This window comes from Planomicrobium sp. CPCC 101110 (assembly GCF_007859395.1).
Classification (GTDB): domain Bacteria; phylum Bacillota; class Bacilli; order Bacillales_A; family Planococcaceae; genus Planococcus.
Genome location: NZ_VOHD01000003.1, coordinates 1,030,705 through 1,053,960, shown reverse-complemented (window position 1 = coordinate 1,053,960; position 23,256 = coordinate 1,030,705). Strand labels below are relative to the sequence as shown.

Genomic DNA, 23,256 nt, shown 5'->3' with positions numbered 1-23,256 from the left:
AAATCAAATTGACTTTAAAATATTTGAATTCCAAAAACTATTAGGCACTAAAACCTACTTATTGTTTTATTACTGGGTTAATAGATTTATTGAAATCATATCATTTATCATAGAAAATTTAAACATTTTTATTTCTGAAAATTCAATTAAATATATTGACCTATATAAGCGAAGCATTTAGTATAAAGAAAATACATTTTTGGGTTCATACTACCCATTATTTCCTTCTGCATATCTTTTTGGACCCAGAAAGGACTGAAAATATTGGAAAAAAGAAAAGCACGTTCACCTAAAAAAAAATTGCTCCGCGGGACAGGTTGGGCTATAGCTTTCATTTTTGCTGTAGCTGGCGCCTATCTGTTCTTTTTGATTCCGGATGCCACAATCACACTCGATGAGATCTATGAACCCATCGCTAGGGAAGTTTCGGCCAAGCGTCCCGAAAAAGTTGTTTTAGAAAAGCAGGCTCCCATTTCCGTCTTGCTTCTGGGAGTCGATGAACGGGAAGATGATCGCGGACGATCTGATACCATGATCGTCTTAACTATTAATCCAACAGATAAATCTACTAAAATGGTCAGTATTCCAAGGGATACCTACACAGAAATAAAGGGGTACGGAATATTTGATAAAATCAATCATGCCTATGCTTTTGGCGGAATGATGATGTCGATGGAATCGGTAGAGAACCTGCTTGATATTCCGATCGATTACGCAATCCAAGTAAATATGGAGGGCTTCGAAGACATTGTTGACGCAGTGGGCGGGATAACGATTGAGAGCCCGCTTGCCTTTGAGGATTTTACATTGGGAGAACAAACTATTGATGGTGAACAGGCATTGCGCTATGTGAAAATGCGCAAACAAGATCCGAATGGTGATTTTGGACGGCAAGATCGGCAAAAACAAGTTATTGAAAGCATTTTGAACAAAACGGCTTCAGCAAAAAGCTTATACAATTATAAAAAAATATTTGATGCCTTAGGAGAAAACATCAAAACCAGCTTTAGCTTCAGCGAACTGATGGAGATTCAAAAAAATTACCGGGGGGCGATTCAGTCAATCGATCAAATCTATTTTGAAAAAGGCACAGACCTAACCATTGATAACATTTGGTACTATCAAATGAATCCTCAAGAATTGAAATACGTCCAGCAAACATTAAAAGAGCATCTGGAAATAAAATAGGGAGAACCAACACGTTTATGCAAAGAGAAGGCAACCCTCAATGGTCGCCTGCCCTGTTTGTAATTCTGCTCTCATTTTTTTCAGGAAAGCGAAAGTTGTTCTTAGCTGCCTTTTTTAATTCCTATCCACACCCCTTTTCTTCCTTTATAATTGAAGAAAAGGAGGCTCTCTTTATGTGTTTGATAAATTTCCAATTTCAGAACCATCCTAAATACAAATTGATTGTTGCGGCGAACCGGGATGAATTTTACGGGCGTCCGACAAAACCTGTGCATTTTTGGGAAGATGAGCCCTCCATATTGGCTGGCCGAGACTTGGAGCAAGGCGGTACATGGCTAGGGATTTCCAGCACCGGAAGGTTTGCGGCACTAACAAATTATCGCGACCCTTCTAAACCGGAAGCCGGTAAAATATCAAGAGGCGCTTTAGTGCAGGATTTTCTTGCCGGAAACCAATCACCGGCTGACTTTATAGAGGCGCTTGATCCATCTGATTATACAGGGTTCAATTTATTGCTTGGCAGTCCTGATCAATTATTTTATTATAATAATTTGCAGCAATCATTCCTTGAAATCCCACCGGGTACGTATGGCCTCAGCAATCATTTGCTTGATACTCCTTGGCCAAAAGTGGTCAAGGGCAAAAAACACTTGAGCGACTATCTTGCTTCTCATGAAGAAGTGGAACTCGAACCGCTTTTTGCCATTCTGGCGAATTCAGAACAAGCTTCCGATTCAGAGTTGCCTCAAACAGGAATCGGCCTAGAATTTGAACGGAAGCTGTCGGCAATGTTCATCAAAACGCCGGATTATGGAACCCGCTCCGCTTCTGTTGTATTGATTGACTATAACGGGAATGCCACATTTGCAGAACGGACATTCGAAAAGGGCGAGTTGAACGGCGAACAAATTTTCAATTTCCACATAAAATAAAATCCATCCCTTCGCTATGAAAGGATGGATTTTTTAATATAATTCAATCGAACTCAACACCCATGCTATCTATTAACCGCTTGTATTCTGGATATTGACGCTCCCATTCCTGTTCGCGCTCAATCGCTTTATCATCGAGCAATGCATGGATCACATCCAGACACATGTGCCAACCAGCCAAATCACGTGCAGTACGGGGAGTAAGCCTGCTAATAAATTCGATCAACCGCAATTTCGTGCCGCCGTTTTCCTCTTGAAGTTCAAAACGAACTTCGTCTTCCGCCCACTCGAACGCCACTACTTTGCCTTCTTGAAAGTCCGTGATTGCCATATTATCGAAGGTGCCATCGCCCATATGGAACGAAAGAAATCCCTCTTCTTCCAATTTCTCTACTCGCAGTTCCGGGAACCAGAGCTGCAATTTTTCATTGTCGGTCAACATTGCCCATATTTGTTCGGTACTCTGTTCAAATTTCCGCTCAAAAGTTGCCGTGTACCCATACTCTACTTGGATGATTTCCGCTCTCATCGCATCCATTCCTCCTTAATGTGTCGTACTTTTTCATATTATACAGGAAACATCTGCTGCGGAGGAATGCAGTCCGCCTGAGGTGGGTATAGCATAATGAAGGAGTTGAACTTTATGAGACTTGGCTATGCTTGCATGAATACAGAACTGAAAACTGTCTTTAAAACTTTGCGGCTTGCAACAGTGCAAGCCGAAGGAACAGGAAAAATAAAAGAGTTGACCTTGAAAAATATGGAGACCACATTTGAAGTCATCAAGTGGAACATAGAACATGACATATTATTTTACCGCGCTTCAAGCACGATTGTTCCACTGTCGACCCACCCGGTGAACGATTGGGTGTGGTGGAAAGATCCAGATTTTTTGGAGCTGGCAAGCAAAATCCGGACGCTGGTAGAAGCGCATCAAATGAGAGTTTCTGTCCATCCTGGCCAGTATACGGTGTTAAATGCCCAAAAGCCGGACGTTTTGGTAAAATCGATTGAAGATCTTGAGTACCATGATAAATTGATCGGCTTGCTCGGAGGAAGCGACATCATCGTGCATACTGGCGGCGCCTATGGTGACAAGGAGGCTGCTAAAAAGCGTTTTGCCGAAAATTATCTGAAGCTGTCCGATAGCTTACGAAGAAAGATCCGGCTTGAAAATGACGATAAAACATTCACTGTGCGGGATGTTCTTGATGTCAGCAAGATGTGCGGCGTGCCAATTTGCTTGGATATCCACCACCATAACGTCAAAAATGATGGAGAACCGATCGATTATGAAGAAATTTTAGCAACATGGAAAGGATTCGGTACACCCAAGATACACATTAGCACCGGTAAAGAAGGCTTTACCGATTTGCGTCACCATGATTTGGTTTCAGCAGAAGATTTCGAGCAGCTGCTCCTGGTATTGAAAGGGACAGATGCGGATATCATGTTCGAAGCAAAGCTTAAAGAACAAGCGGTCCTTCCTTTTGTCCGTAAATTACTGAATAAATAAAAGGGCTGCCAAATTAGGCGGCCCTTTTATTCAGCGGCATTACTGCCGGCGGCTGAAAAGTTTTAGAAAAATACTGTTTTCCTATGTCTGTTTACAGATCGGGCTTTCTTTTATGTCGGCTCTTATCATGAAAGTCAATACTATTTTAAAATATCCACTTTATCTTCCAGCAGCTGGCTTCTCACCTTTTTCAAAAGACGTTCCCGCCTTTTTTTCATGCCTGCCAGCGACAGCTGGTGGAGAACGGCAAGCTCAGCCAGACTCCTGCCCTCCACAAACAAATTCTCCAATAATCGGCGTTCTTCTTCAGTCAACTGGACTTGATCGAGCCATTCCGGCAATTCATCCGTAAAGCGTGAATCCACCAGCCCTTCAAAACTTTCGCTCTCAACCACAGTAACTTGAGAGGCGAAACGGGCTTCATGTTTTAATTCATCAAGTAAAGCCCCATGGATACTGCGATAAGCAAAAGGCGTGAAATTCCCTTTTGTTTTATCGTATCTTTTATAAGCTTGCCATAGAGCCACTTTCCCCGCTTGGCGGTACACTTCAAAATCTCGATAGATATGAAGTTTTCGAATAAGGGCTGAAATCATAGGTGTATACTGTTCAATTACCATTTCAAATCGTTCCACTTTTCCTTCCTTCTGAACGTTCGCTGTATTCCCGGGTCCATTTCAATATAAATTATCCTGAAGTAATAAGGTAATCGATTTTCATGTCATTTGATTCATTAAACGTATAGAATGGAAAGAATAAACAGGCATTAAAAACTATGTATTTGTAAATTAATATCCTTTTTTCGAAATAATTTATTGATTAAAAATAGTCTGAATGATACACTTTTCTAGAGCAAAGAAAGGGGCGTATATTATTGAAGCTAGCTGATGAGAAACTCATTGATCGGTCGGTCTTGTTTGTTGTATCTTCTTTTGAAAATGGCTGCAAGTCAAAAATCGTGACGAAAGACGGTGTGCATTACTCTCCTTATTCAGCACTGACGCTGATAAATAGGGCGTGCATGCTTTATGCGTCTACATATGAAGGGCGTGTTAAAGCTACCAGGCACAATCTTCATCAACATAAAAAAACCACCCTCCTGATTTCAGAAGATGGAGTGGCGGCATACCCTACAAAATCTCCGACCCACCCTGAATGCGTATGGATTTTCAATCAAGAATACCGAATGGAATCAATCACCCCCACCAGGACCCGTCTCATTTATGATCAATACCAAGTTTCAGCCGAGGTGAATGTCTCCATGCATACTTTACAAAAACAACGGACACGGATGTATGAAATGCTGTATTACTATATGAGAGTCCGTGGAAAGAATAATTCTTGAAAATAAAAGACACCTCTCTATAGACTGGGCCAAGCGCCAGCCTATAGAGAGGTGTCTTTGCTTTCATGCTGCATCATCACGCAGCAGAAGATAGGAGATCCGTATTTCCCATTTTTCCGGGTCGGGTTCTATTTCCGGGTCCGTCAAATAGCATTCAAACCGTCCGCTCCAAATCTCAATTTCATCTTCCCAACGCTTGTCAAATTCCAATCCCTCTTTTTTCGCCCAAATCTCCAATTCATTAAGCGATTTCGCCAAATGGTCTGGATGCCCTTGATGGACTGCCGTAGCATATGATCCGCCGGGAATCATGCTTGAAAGGACCTGTTCATCCCCTTTGACCATCTGGTCCAGCGGAACGCCGACTTCTACATGAAACGCCTCCACTTCACTGCCTATGACCCAATACCGGTAGAATAACGGCCCTGCCGGCTCAATTTTCTTTTTCTCAAGCCAGTCGACTAGTGCTTCGGCAAGTTCAATGACTTTTTCCCATTCCAGCCGTGTCGCCTTAACAGCAATGCCCACGTAAGGCGTTTCAGGCAAATGTTCTATAGCAGGCTCATTGATATACTTTATCGACAAGCTACATCATCCTTCCTCTGCTTATTGACGGACATAGTTGCTTTACAAAGGCAATACCCTGAAACAGTTGGCATTATGCCTGTCTGATAAATTCAGAAGAGGCGCATTAATAAATAAAAAACCGCTGCATTGAGCGGTTTTTTATTTTTAAACTATTATTTCTTTCTTAAAAACTCCAGTACCAATTTATCGACCTGAGGTTCTTCTGTCCAGCGATCATCAAAGTTTTCTCCAAGCACAAATGCTTTTAGCGCTTCTTTTACTTCTCCTTCATAGGAGGGCTGGTCCGCTGTTTTCAAAAAGCCAAGTTCCACAAGTTTGCGCTTGATTTCTTCAAACACCTCACCGTCAATGGGAATAAGCACTTCCGTGGGAGTATTGTAAATCTTGTGCAGTTCATATAACCGGTGAAGCTCTTCGATCGGCTCAGGGTGGTCATCAACGCGCAAGTCAACTTTAACATCGTTATAACCGCCGTAGCCCGCACCTTCCTGCAAAACGTATATTGCCGCCGATTGCTTGCCCCGGCTGTCGCCTCCAGCATTTTGGGCAGCCGATAGCGCAGCCAGCAAACGGTCTGTGAGCGCCCCTTCTGTTTGTTCGAACATTTCACTCATGGCTGTTACCGTCTCTTCGCTAACGAGGATATTCCCTTGGCTTGAATGGTGCTTGCCGACTTTATGGCCGGCCCAGTCGAAACATTCCTTACCGGTAAAGGCGCTCGCCTCCCCTTTATGGTTGATGATGGCCACTTGGCGCAAGTTCTTGCCGGGATCGTCACTGACAAGTTTTTCAATCACTTCTTCGGGTGACAGCCCTTTTTCCAGCAGTTCCAAACCTCGCGGGCCAAAGCTTGTATTTGCCCACGACTGAGTCGCTACTGCTCCTACATTCGCTTTTGCCCAAGGCACAACAGAACCGACTGCCAGGAATTTCGACTGGACAGCAACGCCTACTTCTCCTGTTTCCGGATCTGCACCGATTATGGAGAACGTCGCTACCAATTGATCTTGTTTTATTGGTTGTGTCATTCTGTTTCCTCCAGATTCAGTTTTACCCGGTAATCCGCTGCATGCTTCATTTCTTTGATGAATGCCACCAGTAATTGCCTAGTTGCTTCCACATCGTCCAAGTCCACTACTTCAATCGACGAGTGCGCATAGCGTGATGGAATCGATAAGACACCTGCCGGCACTCCGCTTCGGCCCACGCTCAATTCGCCCGCATCTGTCCCGATGCCCGGAAACACTTCCATTTGGTAAGGAATCCCTTGCTCTTGCGCCACATTCACCAAATGGTTTTTCACTTTTTTATTGGCAATCAAACTGAAATCGATCACTTTGATGCCGACTCCTGCGCCAAGTTCCAATGTCTGGTCCATCATTTCTTCAGGTGTATCGCTGACTGCAGTCGTATCCAGCGCAATCGCCACATCGGCATCAAATTGGTGGGCAGCTACCCGAGCTCCGCGCAAGCCCACTTCCTCTTGCACCGTGAAAACTCCGATAACTTCTCCAGCAAAATCAGCTGCATCCAAGTCTTCAAGGGCTTTCACCAAAATCGCGCAGCCTGCCCGGTCGTCAAAAGCTTTTCCGGCAACGCGCCTTTCTGTCAGGAAATCGAAATGCGGGAACCAAGAAACAGAGTCTCCGATTTCAATGCCCAAGTTCTTCACCTCTTCTTTGTTTTTAGCCCCTACATCTATGTATAAATTCCGGTGGATCCGCACTTTTGCCGGATCATCGAATTTAACCATATGGGCGGAAATCGTCCCAATCACTCCCGCCCGCAGCTCTGTCGCTGTTTTGATCTGCACGCGCTGAGACAATAAAATCCGGTCATCATGGCCTCCCAATTTCTCAAAACGGATCAATCCATTTTCCTCAATTTTTTTCACAATGAAACCGACCTCATCCATATGTGCAGCGACAATGATTTTCGGACCCGGTTTATGCCCTTTCTTAATAGCGATCAAGTTTCCCGCGTTGTCGATTTCAATTGCATCCACTTTCCCTTTCAGACGATTGGCGATGTAGATGGCCACTTCATCTTCGTATCCGCACGGCCCATGTATCGCCGTCAATTCTTTCAATAACTCTTCCACAAAACCACTCCTATTAAAGTAATAAAAAATACTGTATTTTATTTTTTAAAGTAGAAACTGAAAAACATTTTACTTTTTAAAGCACGCTTCTTTATAAACTATACCGAAAGAGTTTTCAGAAATCAATTCAGTTTTCAAAATATACAATCTATTATATGTATAAAGAAACGCGTTAATGACCATTAACGCGCAAAGAGTATGTATAGATTTTCAATCGCGGATAAAGTTGAATTTGTTTTTGAAGATTTTTAGCTCTACAATAGTATTCATCCGTAAAATTCCGTTTATATTGTTAAGCTTGCCTTCGATAAATTCGCCGAGTTCTTCTTGGGAGCCGACACAAACTTCCGACAAGATCTGGTAATCTCCAGTGGTCAATGATACAAAACGCACTTCATCCAGCTCCATTAAGTCGCTGATGCATTGCCGGATTCTTTGTTGTTCTGCTGCTATTTGAATGACCGCGACTGTCTTCAGCCCAACTTTCATAGGACTTACCACACCGACGATGGACAATACGCCATCTTCCTTCAGACTTGCCACACGCAGCCTGACAGTCCTTTCCGCAACACCGATCCTAGTGGCTATTTCTTTGAATGTCATCCGTCCATCATCTTGCAGGAACGATAATATTTTCAAATCCAATTCATCGATTCCTTCAACCCGTTCTCCCATCGTTCCATTCTCCCCCGTATCACTTTCTTTTTCCATATCCTAGAAAAATGATAGCATAAACAAAACCTAGTTACAAAATAACTTTTGGAAAATGAAAAACCGGAAAAGAAAATTTCCCGTCTCGGCTTTACGAGTCTTATTCGTCCTGAAAATTTTCCTGTATATCAATCTGCCCATCTTCATGGTGCAGAACTGCCCTCACTTGTCGGGTTCGTTTTTTTGCATTCTTCACTGCTTTGGATTTTGAGCCATGGTTAGATCTACAGAATACTGATGGCTCTGTTGCCTGCCATGAGAAAGCCTTCTCATCAGAGTATAGGTCCATCTTAGGGAACATCTTACAGTAATTTTTGCCCAAACCCTAAAAATAATGCAATGAGGACAAATGAAAAAACCGCTCCCAAAGAGCGGTTTTTCAAAATCACTGCTGGCCAAGCAATCTTCCCCATTTTTCTATGGTGCTGGATAGATAATATTCATCTGATAATTTTACGTCAGTGATTGGATTTTCAATCATTCTGATTATCGTATCCGCCAACAACTCAATATTGTCTTTTTCGATAATATAACCGTTTTCACCATCTGTCAAAAGATCTTTCGGACCATATTTGAAATTATAGGATATGACAGGACATCCATAGTGGAGGCTTTCCATAATGACCAGTCCAAATCCTTCGTAATGGCTTGATATCAAAGAAGCGATAGCATTCTGGAAAACGCTTCGGATATTATCGGTCCGCCCCATCATCTTCACATGTTCCTCGGCTTTCAGTTCCTGGATAAGCTGGGAAACATCTTCCGCCTCTTTTCCGTCTCCATAAATTTCAAGCCAGTAGTCCGGATACTTCTCAGCCACTTTGCTAAAGGCATGGACAATATGATGGACTTGTTTTTGCGGAACGATCCTGCCGATAAAAACAAACTTTTTTTCAAGTTTGCGGGAAGCGGAATCTATAGTTTCTACGGTATCCATACTATGCGGAATGACTGTCATTCTTGCGGAATCAATGCCTAAATCCAGCAAATCATTCAATTGTTCCTGCGTTAGAACGATGATTTTGTCCGCTTTGTTAGCGTGCTCAATCAAATAACGGTAAGTTTTCGAAATTTCGCCTGTAACATTATGAGAATTATGCAAGATGAAATATTTTTCAGTTTCTACATTGCAGGTCAATAAGGACTGATCCAAAATCCTTGCATCACAGAATGTCACTCCCCCAGCCTGTAAAATATGTTCAAAAGCATAGCGGAAAAAATCTTTTTCATCTTTTAAGGCAATAATTTTGTTGTTATGCAGAAGATCTCCATGCCAAATGGAATTTTCATCTTCCCCAGTATGGCTGAATGAAAGATAAATTTTTCCTTGGTCATCATAAAACACTTCTTCGAGTTTATTGGAAGTGTTTGGTTTATAGACAATTTTTCTATGGCATATCCCAAAATCGTTGTATTCGTATCGAATCTTGCGATGGTTTGTACCAGGGAACATGACGTCATCGAACTTCAATTTCCCTGTTGCTTGATCGTAAGTTCTCATGCGAACATATTGCCCATTCTTATAATATTTGTATGTATGGTTTTTTTCGTTCGGCTTGACTGTGTAGCCTGGAATTTCAATCGGATATTCTACAGTTTCACCATTTTTATAGTCCCTTCCAGAAAAATAATCATAGACGTTTTCAAATCCTATTTTTTCATTTGCATAACCTTTATCGTAATAATGTCTATAGACTTTATTGTAATTGGCATTGTAATTGGTGGTGACAAGAGTGAATTCCAAATTAAAATGTTCACTTAAATTTTTGGTCCGCTGAATCAACGCTTTAGTCCTTCCTCCAAATTCCAAACGCAAAATGGATGTAACTACATAATTCATCTTGTTTTCAGTAACCATTTTCACTTTCATCCCCTTCTTAAAATCCGCAATAGAAGCTACCAAATCATCTATTATTTGTCCCACCTTTTAGAAGGGACAGTTGGTTTATCTCAATTTTTTTATTGTTCCTTGATAAAGCAATGCCGGAAAGCTATAATTTTGGTTCATACCAGTCTTTAAGGAGGTGAGTTTTTTTTGGCTCACGAAAAATTGAACATTGTCGGCATACCGATCGATAATCTTGAAAGAGATATGTTCCTCAAACTTGTTTACCAAGAACTTGACCGGAAACAGAAGAATGTCTTCATCGTTACCGCAAATCCTGAAATCATTATGAATGCAAAAAACTCTCCTTCTTACAGGGAAGCCCTTTTGCAAGCAGATTATATTATCCCAGACGGTTTTGGAGTTATAAAAGCTTCTAACATATTAGGCAAACCGTTGCAGGAAAAAATTACGGGATATGACCTCGTCCATACGTTCTTGGCATATGCGAGCGAAAAACGGAAATCAGTTTATTTTTTTGGCGCGAAAGAAGGAATCGCTCTTGAAGCGATCAATCGAGCAAAAGAGCTTTATCCGAATTTAATAGTTGCTGGTTCAAAACACGGCTATTCAGGATTGACACAGGATATTGCTGAAGAAATTGCATCCGCAAAACCTGATTTTGTTTTTGTTGGCCTTGGAGCCCCGATGCAGGAAAAATGGATTGCTTCTTACCGCCATTTATTTCCGCATTCAGTGCTGATGGGTGTTGGAGGCAGTTTTGATGTATTATCCGGCAATGTGAAAAGAGCTCCACAATTTTGGCTTGACCGGAATTTAGAGTGGTTTCATCGCTTGATCACGCAGCCAACGCGTGGGAAACGAATGTTAAAATTACCTATTTTTGTAGCGGAAGTATACAAACAGAAATGGACATCCCGAAAGTAGGGATAAAACAAAGAACTCCACCAATGGATTCGTATTTTCCATCTTATCCTGGCCTTGTTAAGATCTGAATCAACAAGCAACTCCCTTTGATTGCAGTCTATAGCCAAAAAATCCTGAAAGCATAAGTCCAATGCTTCCGGGATTTTTTTCTACAGCAAACTTTAAGACCTTAAAAAGGCTTCGACGACCCGTTTCGTTGCATGGCCATCCTCAAGAGAAGAGAATTTTTCTTTGAATGCGTTGGATCGCGAAGGCGACTGAATCAATTGGCGAATTGCATGGAACAATTCCTCTTCCGTCTGCGCAATCGGCCCTGGCGCCTCATGTTCAATGTCTATATAAAATCCTCGAAGCGTATCACGGTACTTTTCCAGATCGTACATAAAGAATATTACTGGCCGATTCAAGATTGCATAATCGAAGAAAACAGAAGAATAATCTGTGATCATCAAATCTGATATCAGATAAAGGTCCCGAATGTCGGGATAGGCAGAAACATCGTAGACCATTCCTTCATAGGCTGAAAAGTCAAAGTTTTCGACAACCAAGTAATGCATACGCGATAACAATACCCACTCATCACCAAATTCTTTTTGCCATTTTTCCATATCGAATTGGAATTTGAATTTGTATTTTCCGCGTTGATAGAACTCATCATCCCGCCATGTTGGTGCATAAAGCATGACTTTCTTCTCTGCAGGAATACCCAATTTCCCTTTCAAACTGCGAATGAGGCTTTCAGAAGGAAGAGCCAACACGTCATTTCGCGGGTATCCCGATTCAATGACTTTTCCGCGAAAGGCAAACGCCCGGGTTAAAATTTCTGTGGCATACGGATTCGGTGACACAAGATAGTCCCATTTCCGGGTTTCAGCAATGAAATTCTTTTTGTAAGTATCGGTCTGCGTTCCCGGCATGTGGACTTCCTCAATATCGACGCCAAGCTTTTTCAAAGGAGTTCCATGCCAGGTCTGGACATAAACCGTATCTTTAGGTTTTGGCATCCAGCCTGGCAACCGAACATTATTTACCCAATACTTCGCCCGCGGAAATGTTTTGAACCAGTCCCATGTATACCGGATTACATACGGAACTTTCAAGTCGATAAACATCTGTTCAGCCGACGGATCAATGCTCCATAGCAATTCATAATCCTTGTGATTTTCTTTCATGTATTCATAAATAGCTCGAGGATTGTCACTATATTGCTTTGCATGGAAACTTTCAAACATCACCAATTTGGGTTTGCGCGGCAACTGCCCCATCACGGCAAATAACATTCTCCGTCTGTTTTGTTTGTTTACTTTTTCAATTAAATTCTTTATCACTGCGCGGCCTCATTTCTGCATCATAGCAAGTTCTTTTTAACAAAAGTATTTTTACAAAATGCATTCTAAAAAATCGTAACATAATATGAATCTGTTTACGGCATTACTCCAGAAAACTCTTGACCACACGTTCTGAAGCATTGCCATCTTCAAGAGAAGCAAACTTGTTTTTGAAAGAAACGAATTTTGGATTCAATTGGACATTTGTATGCATGAGTTCGCGCATTGCTCGAAATAACTCTTCTTCAGTTTGTACAATAGGCCCTGGTGCGTCTTCTTCAATATTAATATAAAATCCTCTCAGTTCGTTTCGGTATTTTTCCAAATCGTACATAAAGAAAACAATCGGCCGATCTAAAATAGCATAATCAAAGAAAACAGATGAATAATCCGTAATCATCATATCGGAAACAAGGTATAGATCCCGTATGTCCGGGTATGCCGAGACATCGTATACAGTTCCGGCATGAGCGGTAAAATTGAAATTCTCAGCCACCAGATAATGCATACGCGACAATAAGACCCATTCTTCTCCAAACTCTCTTTTCCAATTGTCCAAGTTGAACTGGAAATGGAATTTGTACTTTCCTTTTTGGTAAAACTCATTGTCCCGCCATGTCGGCGCATACAGCATGATTTTCTTTTTATCTGGAATCCCTAACTTTTTCTTGATCAGCTTGATGTTAGCTGCGGAAGGATTGGCTAACAAATCATTTCGAGGATATCCAGATTCAATCACCTTTCCTTTGAAATGGAAAGCCCTTCTGAAAATTTCCGTTGAATAAGCGTTTGGTGAAACAAGATAATTCCATTTGGAAGATTCGATTACAAAATTCTTTTTGTAAGTGCTTGTTTTAGTGCCCGGCATGTGGATTTCTTCAATATCAATTCCGAGCTTTTTGAGAGGAGTTCCGTGCCAAGTTTGGACGAAGATCGTTTCCAGTGGTTTTGGCATCCATGCAGGTAGCCGAACATTGTTTACCCAATATTTCGCTCGCGGAAACGTTAAAAACCACCGGAGCGTAAAACGCTTAACATAAGGAATCCCAAAACTTTTAAATAATGGCTCTGCTTGTTTATCAATACTCCAAAGCAAGCGATAATCCGGATAATATTCTTTCATGTATTCATAAATGGCACGCGGATTGTCGCTATATTGCTTGGCGTGGAAACTTTCAAACATGACCAATCTTTCTTTTCTCGGCATGCGTCCCATTGTCATAAAAAATACTCGAATCAGCCGCATCACCAGTTTGCCATTCTTGAAATTCCCGGCCTTTTTTTTCATTCTATTTACAAAGGAAAGTTCTTCTGTTTCCGAAGTAATTACAAAAGATATTGTATTGTAAGAACTTGTAGCTATAACCGCAGCTTGACCATCAAATTTCCTGAAAGCCACTAATTTCGCTTTTCTCCGTCCTTGAGCCATTTTTAAAGTATGCATCGGTGTAGTTTGATTGCCTAAAAAAAACCTTACTGGCTCCCCTAATTCTGTCTTCAACAAAGCAAGCGGAACTTTAAAATACCCATATCTTCTAAACAATCTGACTTTGAAGGGCCGATGAAATGTCGCAATCGGATCTTCCTCTTCCCCGATATAGAGAGACTCATATTTTTCACTCGCCTTATAAGCGTAATGTGTGCTTCTTCCAAAAATATAAAGATGCCGCCCCCAAAATTTCACTTTCATCTTTGAATGATATCCTGTAACTTTTGCCGCATTATCACGTGTCAGGTAAACGCCACTTTGTCTGTTATGCAAAAAGAATCTAGCTCCATTCACACGAAAAATACCAAGCAAGTGCTTATCTCGGTGAACTTCCATCTCGTAAAACTCAAAGAGTTTGCTTCCCTTTGTGGTTATCTTCCTAAAATCGAAAACTGCTTTTGCAGTTTCCGTAAAAATTTCCATCAGTTCGGGACTTAGCAATCGATACCCTAATGTTGCTTCATTTGACTCTACTTCAAATATAAGATTTTTAGTTGACAGCTCTTTTCTAAATAAATCATATACGATAAAAGTACGATACTTGTTGTATTCAACTTTCCCTACCAATAAATAGCGGTATTCTATTGTAGTTAATCCGAGGTCTACGGGATGTATGTATTCCGGAGCCTGTTGTGTTACAATATCGTGTATACTAAATAAATATACACCTTTTTGTGTGAACAGGGAAAAAGAAGTTTCACTTGTTTGCTTTAAGGAGACAACCTCAGAAAAATGTTCGAAAATCATTTCGAATGCATTTGAGCCCGGCTGAAAATCAAGGTCAGGTTCATGGTTGGCTCTTACTATGATGACCTTTCCATTTTTCATATAAACAATGAAATCATAGCGGTCGGCCTCCAACTTGATTAATACTTGATCTTCTAACGAATCCTCTCCTATGACCAAAGGTTTGTTGATTGTAATTTGATTCAAATCAATATTAAACACCTGAGTACTTCCTGACAGAAAAAAGTTTATTTCATCCGTGGAATGAGCAAGTAGTTGAACATGATCGGAATATACAATCATAAATTTCTCCTTTTCTGCTTATTATTTTAATTAGTTATAAAAGATGATACCATATAATAAACAATCGCAACATTTTAATAAGTTAAAGAAAATACCTTTTGTGGAGTGAAGGCATATATGAAAAAAGTGATTACTTACGGAACATTTGATTTGATCCATCATGGGCATATCAATATTTTAAGAAGAGCTAAAGAGCAAGGAGATTATCTGATTGTAGGACTATCTTCAGATGAGTTTAATGAGCTTAAAGGAAAAGCGGCTTATCATGCATACGAAGAACGGAAAATGATTCTTCAATCAATCCGTTACGTCGATGAAGTAATTCCAGAACATAATTGGGAGCAAAAAGTAAAAGATATCCAAAAATACAATATCGACCTTTTTGTAATGGGTTCTGATTGGGAAGGTAAATTTGACGAGCTGAAAGAGTATTGCGAAGTATTGTACTTGCCAAGAACTGATGGAATTTCTACAACGAAGATCAAGATGGACTTATTGAATAACCAATGATAAAAGAAGCTTTCATCACACTATATCTATCTTTATTCCGCATCGTCTTCTCTTTTTTCAAGCAGTTTCCGCTGCGGGATAAAACAGTTTTTGTTTCATCGTTTGGCGACAATGCTTTTTACATTGCTCAAAAATTGGCCCATAAGAAAACCCATCCCCTCATTTTTCTCAATCAAAAAAAATGCAAAATTGATTTTTCCGATATTCCAACGGATAACAAAAAAATCTATTCGTTTGAATTCCTCAATTTGCTGCATTTTGTAAAGTCCATCTACCATTTGGCCACATCCAAATACGTGTTTATCGATAATTACATGGGTTTTTTAGCAGCTATACATTTTCGCCCGGAAGTAAAATGCATTCAGCTATGGCATGCAGCAGGCGCTATCAAAAAATTCGGCTGGAGCGAACCTGAAACACATACCAGGAGTGATCAGGCCAAACTCCGGTTTCAGCAGGTCTATAATCGCTTTCAATTTATTCCTGTCGCTTCACAACAGATGGCTGACATCTTTTCGGAAGCTTTCCACCTTGATGCAGGCCGTTTTCTTTATACCGGCGTCCCCCAAACCGATTTTTATTTTGATGCTGCGGCAAAAGCACGAAGCCTTCAAAATGTGGCGAAAACTTATCCCTCCATTCAAGGGAAAAAAGTTATCCTTTACGCTCCAACTTTCAGAAAAGGAGCACTTCACCAAATGGATCTTCAGTTGGATATGAAAGAATTTACCGAAACACTTGCTAACGACCATATACTATTGATTCGGCTGCACCCGTCTGTTCGAGAAGCAACGCATATACCGGATCACCCTCGAATTCTAGTTGTTAATGATTATCCACATATCAATGAGTTATTGGTTGCAAGTGATATTTTGATAACAGACTATTCTTCCATTCCATTTGAGTATTCGTTGCTCAATAGAAAAATGATATTCTTTACATATGATCTGGAATCCTATGGCCAAAGCCAAGGTTTATGGGCTCAAACTAGCCTTTACTTCCCCGGGCCTATAGTCAAAAATACAAAAGAAATCCTTGAAGAAATTAGGAATCCTGCAATTGATTATGAGAAAATCGAAAAGTTCCGTTTCCATTGGAACACATTTTCTACCGGACAATCTACAGATAATTTGATTTCAACGATATATCGTGATTAACATTTTAGTTTAATAGTATGAAAACAAGGGAATCCTATAGTGCTGGATTCCTTTTTTCGTGCTTATAAAAATTGTTTTTTTCAGCACTTTATAACTATTTATTCTGTTTTCATATTTTTCGGAAAATTTTGTGATATATTTAGCAATACGAAGGAGGATGATTGAATGAAAAAACTGTACACTAAAATTTTTAATGAAAAAGAAATTTCTTACAATCAACAGGGTATGTTTATAAAAAACAGAGATACCCTTTTGAAGCCAAGCCAAGTGACCGTCGTCACCCCAGTCTATAATGCCGAAAAGTTTTTAAGAAAGACCATCGATTCTGTAATCAAGCAATCTCTCCAATTTAAAAACATCGAATTTATTTTGGTGGATGACTGTTCCACTGATTCCTCTCGTTCTATTATATGGAAATACGCCCAGCAATACGCAAATATTGTTGCCGTTTTTTTAGAAAAGAATACAGGATCTCCCTCCACTCCAAGAAATATAGGAATTGAATTAGCCACCTCTGAATGGATTTGCTTTTTAGATGCTGATGACTGGCTGAAAGAAGATTGCCTTGAAAAACTGGTGGCTATTTTGGATCAAACAGGTGACGACTATGCAGTGGGCAAAACCATCAAAGAAACGTCCACTGGAAGCAAAATTGTCGGCGAGCATCAATCATGCATGGAAAGACGAAGCGTTTCTCCTTTTTCCATTTCAGATATGTTCCACCATATGGGATCAAATGCAAAAATAATGAAAAGACAATTATTGATGGATTGCAATATTCGTTTTCCTGACATGAAGTATGCCGAAGACAAACAGTTTTATATGGATGTCATAATTCATAGCAAAACTGTATCCACAACAAAACATGCCACTTCCTACCTGAATCGTTTGGATGAAAACGGCTCTTCTCTGACAAAACAGACAGATGTTTTTGAAAAGATGGATACAAACCTAAAAGTTATTGAGCATATCAAGAAAAAGAAACTGCCTATTGAGCAGGAAAAGATGGTGCTAAATCGCCTTTATGAATTCGATTTTATCATCCAACTTTTTGACCCTGCCCATTTTCTCGACAGTTGCAACAAACAGGCATATTACTCCAAATTCAAAGAAGCGCTTGATACCGCTGAAGGACTTGGGTATGACATATCGGACAACTTTTTTTACCCGATCAGCAAAATCATTTACCAGCTGTACAAGCAAAGGAAGTATTCCAGCCTTGAAGCTTTAATAAAATGGAATAACGAAGAAAAAAACAAGCAGTTTATTATCAAAGATAATATGCCTTACATGGTTGTACCTTTCTTAAAAGGAACTTATCGGTATATTCGTGTGCCGATGCTTGCAATTTATATAAATGAGCATCTTTCCGGCAAGAGGGACAGTTTGAAATTCAAAGTTTTTGGTGACTATACTCAACATGTAAACGGCTTGATCTTCCGGAGCAGAAAAAATGCAAATGAAGAATATGTGTTCGATTTCAAAGTGGAAGATGATGGTGGGGAAGTTTATTATACAGCTTCGATTCCTTTGAAAACATTTTCCTCTTCTAATTTTGAGAAGTTCATACAATACGACAGTTTCCGCAAATTACGGTTTGTTCAGCCAAATCAAGTCCGCTTTACTCAAGAGATTTATAGCATATCTGCTCCCGCTCCTGCGCAAGCGGACTCGATACTCTCATAATTCATTTAAACAAAAGACATTTTGCAAATCAAAATGTCTTTTGTTGTCTTTAGTTTAAAACATTATCACTTTATTTGTTTTAATATTCAGTCAATAACATGGTATATTATAACTAAATAGTCCTTTCAAAGGAGTGATATGATGTTCGGATTCGGATCCAGAAAATTCAATGAAGAAAAAGACGTAGTATATAACAACGAAGGCTATTTCGTAAAAAATAAAGGGATTTTCTCAAAAAAAACCCAAGTGACTGTCGTTACGCCGGTTTATAACGCCGCTCCATTTTTAGCCAATACAATTGAATCGGTCATCAGTCAATCCCTCCACTTTGACAACATTGAATATATCTTAGTGGATGACCGGTCCAGCGACTCTTCAAGGGAAATCTTATGGACCTATGCAAAGAAATATAAAAACATTGTTCTTGTTTTCTTGAAAGAAAACAGCGGATCTCCATCTAAACCAAGAAATTTGGGTATTGAACTGGCGAGTTCTGAATACATCACTTTTTTGGATGCTGACGATCGGCTTCATAGCGAAGGGCTAGAAGCTTTATATACCATTTTAAAAGAAACTGGTGATGATTATGCAGTCGGCAAAACGATGAAAGAAACATCCAAAGAACAAAAAATCATCGGCGAGCACCAATCTGTAGCGGAAAGAAGGAGCATCTCCCCATACGACGTACCTAACATGTTCCAGCACTTGGCGCCAAATGCACGAATGATGCGCCGACAGCTTTTATTGGATTACAACATCCGCTTTCCCGAAATGAAATTTGCGGAGGACAAACAGTTTTTTATTGATGTGTTGACCAACTGTAAAGCGGTTTCCACGACCAAACAAGTGGTTTCCTACTTGAATCGATTGGATGAAAACGCTGAATCGTTAACAAAACAAACCGACATTTTCGAAAAAATGGATTCCAATATTAAAGTGATAGAATACGTAAAACAAAAAAACCTGCCGGTTGAACAAGAAAAAATCGTAATGAACCGCCTGATTGAATTTGACTCCATCACCCGGCTTTTTGAAAGGCAGCATTTTTTAAAAAGTAAAAACAAAAAAAAGTATTATGAGAAATTTCATCAGGTTTTGGATATCGCCCATGATCTGCGGTACGATTTCACTGATAATTTCTTTTACCCTATCAACAAAGTCATTTATCAATTGTTCATACAAAAAGATTATGCCGATTTAGAGTCGCTCGTGCAATGGAATAGAAACGAGAAATATAAGCAATACATTATCAAAGATAACTTGCCTTATATGGTGGTCCCTATTTTTCATGGCGAGTTTAGGCATATTCGCGTCCCTATGCTCGCTCTCTTCAGAAACGGCAAATTTGAGGGTGATGAATACAAATTAGAAGCCCAAGTTTTCGGCGATTATAACGATAGCGTTAGTGAATTGGTTTTCAGAAGCCGCAGAAACATTAATGAGGAGTACACATTCAATTTTCGCGTAAATAATATTGCTGGGGAGACAAATGCTACCATTAGTATTGATCAGTTGGACTCTTTGTCGACAGGCAGTTATGAAATGTTCATTCGATACAATGGCTACCGAAAACTTAGCCTCCTCAAACAAGAGCAAGTTGAATTTGAAAGGCGACTATTCAATTTTTACACGACCATTAATTCGAATCTTGGCTTCAAAATTTCTAAGCAAAGTTGAAAACCTAAGCGGCCTTAGCTGCTGGGTTTTTTATTATCTAGTTCCCCCTTATAGAAAGGCTTTATTATATATGAAATAAGTAAAAAACGTTATGTTTGGGTACTTTCAATGTTTGGACAAAACCTATCCGACCATAGTTTTCAGAATAAGCAAATTATATATCGCAGCCAGTGATTCGTATGATATAATATAAATATACTAGTAAAAATTCATATTTTTGATTTAAAATGTTTTTCACACATCCTTTTACCCACCTTTTTTCTCATACATACGCCATTTTCTTCCGGTGTAATTATAAGAAAGGATGTTTAAAATGGGGGCAAAACTTGTAAAGTCAGTTGTCGTAATCACATTGATTCTATTTACTTTCTTTTCCTTTTCCAACCAAAGTGAAGCGGCTACCTCAAAATGGGTCACAAAAGGCAATACTGCAAGCAAAGCCATAGCACTCACATTTGATGACGGATCGGATGGCACCAACATTCAAAAAATTTTAGATGCCTTGTCAGCCAGTAATGTGAAGGCAACATTTTTCTTGACCGGTTCTGGAGCAGAAAAACACCCTCAGGCCATTAAGAATATCGTCGCTAAAGGCCACCAAATTGCAAACCATTCCTATTCGCACCCTGATTTCACCAAACTGTCAGCCTCAAAAATAAAAGGCGAACTGGATAAGACGGAAGCCACTATCAAGAGAATTACCGGAAAGTCGACAAAGCCGCTTTTCAGGGCTCCGTTCGGCTCTACAAACTCTGCAGTCCTAGCAGCTGTCGGCAATGCCGGTTACACACACACAGTCCATTGGAACATTGACACAGTGGACTGGAAGGGCGTTTCTGCCGCTTCCATTACCAATAAGGTGGTCAACAACGTTGTACCCGGCACAATCGTGCTAATGCATACAGGAGCAGGGGCATCCGGCACTCCAGGAGCGCTTCCTGGCATGATTTCCAAACTGAAAGCAAAAGGCTATTCATTTGTCACTGTTTCGGAAATCCTTAAGTTGAAACAGCCTCCTGCATCAGGCACAAAATATACTGTAAAAGCCGGAGACACACTTTATAGCATTGCAAAAAAACATGGTGTTACCGTAGCTGCACTTGCAAAAGCCAACAACATCTCCAATTATAATTTGATCCGAGTAGGGCAAGTGCTCATCATTCCAGCAAAAATTACCTCCTCTCCTCCGGCAGCCTCTGTGGAATACACCGTTAAAGCTGGAGATACGCTTTACAGCATTGCAAAAAAACACAAAATTACCGTAGCTAAATTGGCCGCTGCAAACAAAATTACCAATTATAATTTAATCCGTATCGGACAAGTACTGACCATACCAAGATAACAAAAACCGGGCGAAGAGGTTAACTTCTTGCCCGGTTTTTGTTATCTTTTTTATACGCAAAAAAACTATTGTTGTTTTCGTCCACTTTATACAGTAATTTGCTTTTTGACAATGTATCTGGATTGAGTTTGATATCGCGCTCGATCAGGTTGATTCCTACATGTCTGAATGCGTCGACTATCAGTTCATCGCAATTATAGCGATTCGCTGATGAGATGATTGGTGTTCCGAATAAAATATTAAACAAACGGCTGAAAATCAATTTCCAATCATAACCGGTAGAAATCCATTCCCTTATAAATAAAATGACCCTTCCTCTTTCTTCCGCTGTTAAAGCAATCTTCAAACGATAAATGTCGTATTGGCTAATCGGATATGCCAAATGCTGAATTGAGACTGGCGTTTTCCAGTCCAGCTGGATAAGATGAAGTGGGTCAATGACCATAGCAACATGGCTGTATTGGCTTTCAGTAAGTCTTTGAATAATGCGGGCTATCGGTGTTTCGCCCCTATAGAAAATTAGATCAAATTGTTCCAGCATACCATCACCTTGCCATCCTTTAAATGTTAGTCTTCTTTATCCACTTTCAATTACCTTTCGCCTTGGAGATTGAAAAACCTTTTTATACGAACCAAAAACCGCAAATCAGTTATTGCTGATTTGCGGTTTCGGTTTACTTTCTTTCCATATTCAATTCTTTTAGTTTACTTTCGAACAACGCGAGCAAAGGCTCCCGAAGGTCCGGACGCTGCAGCGCAAATTCAATGGTCGTTTCGATAAAGCCGAATTTTTCTCCCACATCAAACCGACGCCCATCAAACTCATACGCATAAACCGACTGGATTCCATTCAATTTTTCAATTGCATCCGTCAATTGAATTTCCCCGCCTGCCCCAAATTGATGCTCTCCTAAAAATTCGAAAATTTCCGGAGTCAACACATAGCGGCCCATAATGGCGTAATTGGATGGCGCTGTTCCTTCTGCAGGTTTTTCAACAAAACGCTTTACTTCCATCAATTTTCCATCTGTAGTCAGCGGATCAATGATGCCATAACGTTTGGTTTCGCTATCTGGCACTTCCTTGACTCCAATTACGCTATTGCCTGTTTTGTCATATTGTCTCATTAACTGCGCTAAACAAGGGTCATCATTTTCTACAATGTCATCCCCAAGCAGCACTGCAAACGGTTCGTTGCCGATAAACTTACGCGCGGACCAAATGGCATGTCCAAGGCCAAGCGGTTGTTTTTGACGAATATAATGGATTTCTACTTTGGATGTTTCCACCACAGAATCCAACATATCCATTTTCCCTTTTTTCAATAGGGTTTCTTCCAGCTCATAGGCATGATCAAAATGATCTTCAATGGCCCGTTTCCCTTTTCCTGTCACAATAATGATATCTTCAATGCCCGATGCGATCGCTTCTTCTACTATGTACTGAATTGTCGGTTTATCAACGATTGGAAGCATTTCCTTTGGCATTGCTTTCGTGGCAGGCAAAAAACGAGTACCCAGCCCTGCAGCCGGAATAATGGCTTTTCTTACTTGCATTTCTTCCACCTACCTTTTAGTTTTTAGACTTGGATTTAGCCTTCTCCATGGAGCTAAACAAGCTCAAGTCATTATTTACTTAATTTTCTTACATATTAATAATATACACTTTATCGGTCCGAAGTGCTATACAGTTTAATATTAACCAATAAAAATTTCTCATGGCCCTTTAAAATCCCAGTCATTTAAGTCCCTCGAAGCACTTTTTCTAAACCCCCTCCGCATTAATATCTGTTGCTCAATTCATCAAATTTTACAATCGCTAAAAAGAACCTGCTTTTCCTACAGAAGGCAAATCCTTGCTAAGAACTGCCTCGAAATACATTCT

21 protein-coding genes are annotated in these 23,256 nt (G+C 40.1%); 10 read left to right on the top strand and 11 right to left on the bottom strand.

Annotated elements, in window-relative coordinates:
• Nucleotides 1-264 precede the first annotated feature (264 nt).
• Nucleotides 265-1,188: an LCP family glycopolymer transferase gene (locus FQV30_RS05125; RefSeq protein WP_146499039.1), complete on the top strand. Its 924-nt coding sequence runs from the start codon at nt 265-267 to the stop codon at nt 1,186-1,188.
• A 173-nt stretch (nt 1,189-1,361) separates the two neighbouring features.
• On the top strand, nt 1,362-2,120 hold the full coding sequence (locus FQV30_RS05120; RefSeq protein ID WP_146499038.1) for an NRDE family protein: 759 nt from the start codon (nt 1,362-1,364) through the stop codon (nt 2,118-2,120).
• 43 nt (nt 2,121-2,163) lie between these two features.
• Here FQV30_RS05120 and FQV30_RS05115 read toward each other — a convergent pair whose 3' ends face one another.
• Nucleotides 2,164-2,649: an SRPBCC domain-containing protein gene (locus tag FQV30_RS05115; protein WP_146499037.1), complete on the bottom strand. Its 486-nt coding sequence runs from the start codon at nt 2,647-2,649 to the stop codon at nt 2,164-2,166.
• A 114-nt stretch (nt 2,650-2,763) separates the two neighbouring features.
• Here FQV30_RS05115 and uvsE point away from each other — a divergent pair, with 114 nt between their 5' ends.
• A complete protein-coding gene (gene uvsE, locus FQV30_RS05110; protein ID WP_146499036.1) occupies nt 2,764-3,636 on the top strand; it encodes a UV DNA damage repair endonuclease UvsE in 873 nt (290 codons plus the stop codon).
• A gap of 140 nt (nt 3,637-3,776) precedes the next feature.
• On the opposite strand, the gene FQV30_RS05105 is transcribed toward uvsE, so the two are convergent.
• The gene (locus FQV30_RS05105; RefSeq protein ID WP_146499035.1) at nt 3,777-4,271 is read right to left on the bottom strand and encodes a sigma-70 family RNA polymerase sigma factor; all 495 of its coding nucleotides are present in this window, start codon (nt 4,269-4,271) and stop codon (nt 3,777-3,779) included.
• A gap of 239 nt (nt 4,272-4,510) precedes the next feature.
• Here FQV30_RS05105 and FQV30_RS05100 point away from each other — a divergent pair, with 239 nt between their 5' ends.
• Nucleotides 4,511-4,981 (top strand): competence protein ComK, encoded by a 471-nt coding sequence (locus tag FQV30_RS05100; RefSeq protein ID WP_146499034.1) that lies wholly within the window; start codon nt 4,511-4,513, stop codon nt 4,979-4,981.
• A gap of 63 nt (nt 4,982-5,044) precedes the next feature.
• Here FQV30_RS05100 and FQV30_RS05095 read toward each other — a convergent pair whose 3' ends face one another.
• The 5 genes from FQV30_RS05095 to FQV30_RS05075 form a co-directional block, all read right to left on the bottom strand.
• On the bottom strand, nt 5,045-5,566 hold the full coding sequence (locus FQV30_RS05095) for a GyrI-like domain-containing protein (RefSeq protein ID WP_146499033.1): 522 nt from the start codon (nt 5,564-5,566) through the stop codon (nt 5,045-5,047).
• A gap of 155 nt (nt 5,567-5,721) precedes the next feature.
• A complete protein-coding gene (locus tag FQV30_RS05090) occupies nt 5,722-6,597 on the bottom strand; it encodes a DUF1028 domain-containing protein (RefSeq protein ID WP_146499032.1) in 876 nt (291 codons plus the stop codon).
• On the bottom strand, nt 6,594-7,670 hold the full coding sequence (locus FQV30_RS05085) for a M42 family metallopeptidase (RefSeq protein ID WP_146499031.1): 1,077 nt from the start codon (nt 7,668-7,670) through the stop codon (nt 6,594-6,596). Before FQV30_RS05085 ends, FQV30_RS05090 begins: the two co-directional genes overlap by 4 nt.
• Nucleotides 7,671-7,880: 210 nt before the next feature.
• Nucleotides 7,881-8,345, bottom strand: coding sequence for an Lrp/AsnC family transcriptional regulator (locus FQV30_RS05080; RefSeq protein WP_186725529.1), 465 nt, complete (start codon nt 8,343-8,345; stop codon nt 7,881-7,883).
• Between the two features lie 421 nt (nt 8,346-8,766).
• Nucleotides 8,767-10,239, bottom strand: a complete 1,473-nt coding sequence (locus FQV30_RS05075; protein ID WP_255473359.1) for a glycosyltransferase — start codon at nt 10,237-10,239, stop codon at nt 8,767-8,769.
• 177 nt (nt 10,240-10,416) lie between these two features.
• Between FQV30_RS05075 and FQV30_RS05070 the strand changes: the two genes are divergently transcribed.
• Nucleotides 10,417-11,154, top strand: coding sequence for a WecB/TagA/CpsF family glycosyltransferase (locus tag FQV30_RS05070; RefSeq protein ID WP_146499028.1), 738 nt, complete (start codon nt 10,417-10,419; stop codon nt 11,152-11,154).
• 161 nt (nt 11,155-11,315) lie between these two features.
• Here FQV30_RS05070 and FQV30_RS05065 read toward each other — a convergent pair whose 3' ends face one another.
• Both FQV30_RS05065 and FQV30_RS18155 read right to left on the bottom strand, forming a co-directional pair.
• Entirely contained in the window at nt 11,316-12,434 is a 1,119-nt protein-coding gene (locus tag FQV30_RS05065; RefSeq protein WP_146499027.1) for a CDP-glycerol glycerophosphotransferase family protein, read from the bottom strand.
• Nucleotides 12,435-12,585: 151 nt separating this feature from the next.
• A complete protein-coding gene (locus tag FQV30_RS18155; RefSeq protein WP_255473315.1) occupies nt 12,586-15,000 on the bottom strand; it encodes a CDP-glycerol glycerophosphotransferase family protein in 2,415 nt (804 codons plus the stop codon).
• A gap of 117 nt (nt 15,001-15,117) precedes the next feature.
• Here FQV30_RS18155 and tagD point away from each other — a divergent pair, with 117 nt between their 5' ends.
• The 5 genes from tagD to FQV30_RS05035 all read left to right on the top strand — a co-directional run bounded on the left by tagD (nt 15,118) and on the right by FQV30_RS05035 (nt 21,372).
• Nucleotides 15,118-15,510 carry a glycerol-3-phosphate cytidylyltransferase gene (gene tagD / locus FQV30_RS05055; protein WP_146499026.1) on the top strand — a complete coding sequence of 131 codons (393 nt, stop codon included), beginning with the start codon at nt 15,118-15,120 and terminating at the stop codon, nt 15,508-15,510.
• Nucleotides 15,507-16,667 (top strand): CDP-glycerol glycerophosphotransferase family protein, encoded by a 1,161-nt coding sequence (locus FQV30_RS05050; RefSeq protein ID WP_146499025.1) that lies wholly within the window; start codon nt 15,507-15,509, stop codon nt 16,665-16,667. The genes tagD and FQV30_RS05050 overlap by 4 nt, the downstream gene beginning before the upstream one ends.
• Before the next feature lie 165 nt (nt 16,668-16,832).
• Nucleotides 16,833-18,353 carry a glycosyltransferase family 2 protein gene (locus FQV30_RS05045; protein ID WP_146499024.1) on the top strand — a complete coding sequence of 507 codons (1,521 nt, stop codon included), beginning with the start codon at nt 16,833-16,835 and terminating at the stop codon, nt 18,351-18,353.
• A 141-nt stretch (nt 18,354-18,494) separates the two neighbouring features.
• Entirely contained in the window at nt 18,495-20,030 is a 1,536-nt protein-coding gene (locus FQV30_RS05040) for a glycosyltransferase family 2 protein (RefSeq protein WP_146499023.1), read from the top strand.
• Between the two features lie 313 nt (nt 20,031-20,343).
• On the top strand, nt 20,344-21,372 hold the full coding sequence (locus FQV30_RS05035) for a LysM peptidoglycan-binding domain-containing protein (protein ID WP_146499022.1): 1,029 nt from the start codon (nt 20,344-20,346) through the stop codon (nt 21,370-21,372).
• 19 nt (nt 21,373-21,391) lie between these two features.
• Here the strand turns inward: FQV30_RS05035 and FQV30_RS05030 are convergent, their stop codons facing one another.
• Nucleotides 21,392-21,913: a C40 family peptidase gene (locus tag FQV30_RS05030; protein WP_146499021.1), complete on the bottom strand. Its 522-nt coding sequence runs from the start codon at nt 21,911-21,913 to the stop codon at nt 21,392-21,394.
• 133 nt (nt 21,914-22,046) lie between these two features.
• Nucleotides 22,047-22,928 carry a UTP--glucose-1-phosphate uridylyltransferase GalU gene (gene galU, locus FQV30_RS05025; protein WP_146499020.1) on the bottom strand — a complete coding sequence of 294 codons (882 nt, stop codon included), beginning with the start codon at nt 22,926-22,928 and terminating at the stop codon, nt 22,047-22,049.
• Nucleotides 22,929-23,256: the final 328 nt, after the last annotated feature.